This window comes from Actinoplanes sp. NPDC051633 (genome assembly GCF_040681735.1).
GTDB lineage: Bacteria > Actinomycetota > Actinomycetes > Mycobacteriales > Micromonosporaceae > Actinoplanes.
The window spans coordinates 1-3,911 of the sequence record NZ_JBFAZH010000744.1 but is presented as its reverse complement, the minus strand read 5'-3'; the positions used below and the strand labels follow the sequence as shown (position 1 = coordinate 3,911).

2 protein-coding genes are annotated in these 3,911 nt (G+C 72.1%); both read right to left on the bottom strand.

Annotation, left to right across the window (positions count from 1 at the left end; genetic code table 11):
* Window positions 1-18: 18 nt before the first annotated feature.
* Window positions 19-1,344, bottom strand: a complete 1,326-nt coding sequence (locus AB0M20_RS31100; RefSeq protein ID WP_364303892.1) for an MFS transporter — start codon at window positions 1,342-1,344, stop codon at window positions 19-21.
* Window positions 1,341-3,842, bottom strand: a complete 2,502-nt coding sequence (locus AB0M20_RS31095) for a family 78 glycoside hydrolase catalytic domain (RefSeq protein WP_364303891.1) — start codon at window positions 3,840-3,842, stop codon at window positions 1,341-1,343. Before AB0M20_RS31095 ends, AB0M20_RS31100 begins: the two co-directional genes overlap by 4 nt.
* Between the last annotated feature and the right edge of the window lie 69 nt (window positions 3,843-3,911).

Below are 3,911 nucleotides of genomic sequence, written 5' to 3'. Positions count from 1 at the left end.
GCGGCTGGGTGGCTGAAGTCAGCGGACCTTCCGGATCGGGACGATCAGGACCGCGCCGAGGAGGCCGGCGATCGCTCCGAAGAGGAACAGGGCCGTGAAGTTCTGCGGGTTCGCCGCCGATGCCCCGATGGCCAGGACGGCCGGCGCCACCGTGGGCACGATCGTGCCGGGCAGGGTGCTGGCGAGGTTCATGATGCCGAGGTCCTTGGCCGGGTTGTCCGGGTCCGGCAGGACCTGCGTGACGAGCGCGATGTCGACGGCCATGTAGACGCCCTGGCCCACGCCCACCACGCCGATCGCCACCAGGAAGGCCGGGAAGCTCCCGGCGAACGAGGCCAGCGCGAGGCCCACCGCGAAGATGACGGCGGCGGTGATGACGAACGGCTTGCGCCGGCCGATGCGGTCCGAGACCTTGCCGGCGATGGACGCGAAGATCAGCGCCGCCGCGGTGAGCACCAGCGTGGACAGGAAGACGGCCTGGGCCACCTCGTCCGGCGTGAAGTGCAACACCATGATCAGGTAGAAGGCCTGGTACGCCTGGATCGCCGCGACGCCGAGGAAGAGCAGCAGGCGGCTGAACCACGCCCAGGCATAGTTCGGCGACTTGCGCGGGCTCACCCAGAACGTGGTGAGGAACTGCGTCCAGCCGAAGTGTGGCCGCTCGGCGGCGGCCAGCTTCCGGTCGCCGAGCTTCACCGCGAACAGCGCCGCGCCGGCCGCGGCGATGACGGCCGGGATCAGCACCATCAGGGTGAGGTTGGGCGACACCAGCTGCGCGATGAACAGACCGGTGACCGCGCCGACGGGCAGGCTCAGGCCGACGATCGCGGAGGCGGGTCCGCGGCGGTCGGGCGCGAGCTGGTCGGGGATCGCGGCGGTGAAGGCGACCGCGGCCGAGCTGTAGCCGACCGCGGTGACGATGTTCGCCAGCGTCAGCGTGAACGTGTTCTGCGCGGCGATGATCCCGATCGCGCCCAGGATGAAGAGCAGGGCGCCGAGCAGCAGGAACGGGCGGCGGCGGCCGAAGCGCCCGGTGGTGCGGTCGCTGAGCCGGCCCAGTGCCGGGAACGCGATCAGCGAGAACACGGAGCCGACCCCGACCGTGACGGACAGGACCGTGGTGGCGTTCGCGGCGTCGATCTGGGCCGCCTTCAGCGACAGCGTGAGGACCGCCGGCACCAGGCTGGCCATGCCGGCGCCGATGGCGGCGAAGCCGAGGAAGAACAGGAACCCGTTGCGCGGGTTGGGCCAGGCGGATGCCGGGGTGCCGGTCGGGGTGTCCGCGTCGGCGGCCACGACCGCGACGTCCGGCTGGCTCGCGCTTTCGAGGGGGGAGGTGGTCACGACGTCACTCCTTCTGAGCGATGGGTGTGCCGGCCCGGACCGGCTTCGAGGTGGCGGCCGTCAGGAAGCACGATGTCGGCGGTCGTGCCGGGTGGGACGGTGACGTGGAGGTGGAAGGCGTCGCTGATCCGCCAGGACACTTCGATGCGCCCGTACGGACAGTCGTGCGCCGCGGCGGCCGAGGTGAGCCCGCCGCCGGGCCGCGGCCGCATCCGGAACCGGCGGTAGCCGGGGGACAGCAGCTCGATGCCCGCGACGTAGCGGTGCAGGAACGAGACAACCGCGCCCTTGGAGTAGTGGTTGAGCGAGTCATGTGGCACGCCGTCGGCGTCGACGCCGTCCCATCGCTCCCAGAGCGTGGTCGCGCCGCGGTCGATCATCGTCAGCCAGGACGGTTCGGTGTCCTGGAACAGCAGTTCGTACGCGACGTCGAGATGGCCGGTGTCGGCGAGCACCGGCAGGAGCAGGGGAGTGGCCAGGAAGCCCGTGCCCAGATGCGTGTCCCGCTCGCGGATCAGCTCGACGAGCCGCTCGGCGGCCGCGGGCCGCAGCTCGTCCGGCACGAGCCCGAAGGCGAGCGCGCGCACGTGGTTCGCCTGCGTGTCCGGGGTGAGCCGCCCGTGCTCGTCGATGAAGCGGGCCTGCCAGGCGGCCCGCACCCGCGTCGCCGTCGACGGGTCGAAGTCGAGGCCGAGCACCGCGGCGATCCGCGACATGAGCGAAGCGGAACGGAAGTGGTAGGCCATGGCCACGTCGGACTTGTCGAGCTTCGCGTATGCGTCCAGGTCGGACACGTCCTCGCCCGGCATCAGCCACTCACCGAAGTGGAATCCCTTGTCGCCGCGGCGTTCGACGAAGCCGAGCCAGGCCACCATGGACGGCCACTGCTCGGCGAGGATCCGCTCGTCGGCGTACGCGCGGTAGATCTCCCACGGCACGATGACCGCCGCGTCGCCCCAGCCGGCGGAGCCGTTGAGGAAGGCGATCGGGCTGTCCCGGCCCTCCGAGCGGCCGGCCGGGCTGATGTTGGCGATCGTGCCGTCCGGCCACTGGTCCGAGGCGACGTCGCGCAGCCATTTCGTGGTGAAGCCGGCGACGTCGTAGAGGAAGGCGGCGGTCGGCACGTACAGCTGCCAGTCGCCGGTCCAGCCGGCCCGCTCGCGGTGCGGACAGTCGGTCGGGATGTCGCAGACGTTGCCGCGCAGGCTCCACACCGCCGCCTCGTGCAGCCGGTTGATCCGGTCGTCGCTGCACGAGAACCAGCCGGTGCGGCGCATATCGGTGTGCACGACGACGCCGGTGACGTCGCGCGGGGTCAGGTCCTGCGGGTGGCCCTCGACGCGGACGTACCGGAAGCCGTGCGTGGTGCGCCGCGGCTCGAACACCGCGCCCGGCTCGCCGGCCGACACCACGTGGTCGACCTGCCCGGCGGGCAGCGGCTCGGGCAGGAACGGCACCGCCGGGCGGAGGTGCTCGGTGGTCACGTCGCCGGTGGCGTCGAGGTGTTCGCCGTGTACGAGGCTCAGCTCGGTGCCCGCCGGCCCGAGGCGGGACAGGCGTACCCAGCCGTTGATGTTCTGACCCAGATCGACCACCTGGCGGGTGGCGTCCAGCCGGGTCACCGACACCGGCGTCAGCTCCTGCACGCGGCGCACCGGCGGCGCGGGCGAGTCGGTCAGGGCGGCCGCGGTGTCCTCGGCGCGGGTGACCGGCGCCCAGGACGGCCGCCCCGATCGCCGGCGCAGATCCCAGCTCTCGCCGGCGATCGGGTCGGCCGCCACGACATGCCCGCGGGCGCCCTGCCAGCCGGGCCCGGTGCCGATGACGGTCGTCGTGGAGTCGGCGTGGGTGAGGTGCAGCTGGGCGAGCAGGGCGATCCGGCTGCCCCACTGCTCGGCGGCCCGCAGGATGCCGATCTGGCCGCGGTACCAGCCGTCGGCCAGGATCGCGCCGATCGTGTTGCGGCCGGTGCGGATCAGCGATGTCACGTCGTACGCCCGCACCTGGAACCGGGCCTCGTACTGGGTGAATCCCGGGGTCAGCTCGGCGTCGCCGACCCGCTGCCCGTTCAGGAAGGCCTCGTAGAGGCCGCGAGCGGTGGCGTACAGCCGGGCGCGGACGACCGGGCGGTCGACGTCGAACTCGTGCCGCAGCAGCGAGTCCGCCTCGATCCAGACCGCCTGCCAGTCGTCGAGGTACAGCAGGCCCATCTCGAACCAGCCGGGTGCGGACCAGTCGCTCTCGCCCAGGTCGGTCCAGACCTTGACCCGCCACTCGACCCGCTCACCGGAGGCCGCCGTCGGCCCGTGGTACGGCACCAGCACGCTCTCCGGCGAGGGCACCCGGCCGGTGTCCCACCCGTTGTCGCCGGTCAGGCGATAGGCGGTCTGCGCGGCCGCACCCTCGGGCAGTCGCCAGGACAGGCGCGGCGCGGCCACGTGGATGCCGAGCGGCTCGTCCAGGTGCTCGACCCGGAGACAGTGAGGGCTGGCGGACATGGGCAGAACGATGGGCTGGTGGTCCGGGCGAGGACAGGGATAATGCCAATCATCGGCATGAGGTTTCAA

Excerpts from the sequence above, each read along its gene's own strand:
- AB0M20_RS31095 (WP_364303891.1), bottom strand. The coding sequence starts at position 3,842 with ATGTCCGCCAGCCCTCACTGTCTCCGGGTCGAGCACCTGGACGAGCCG.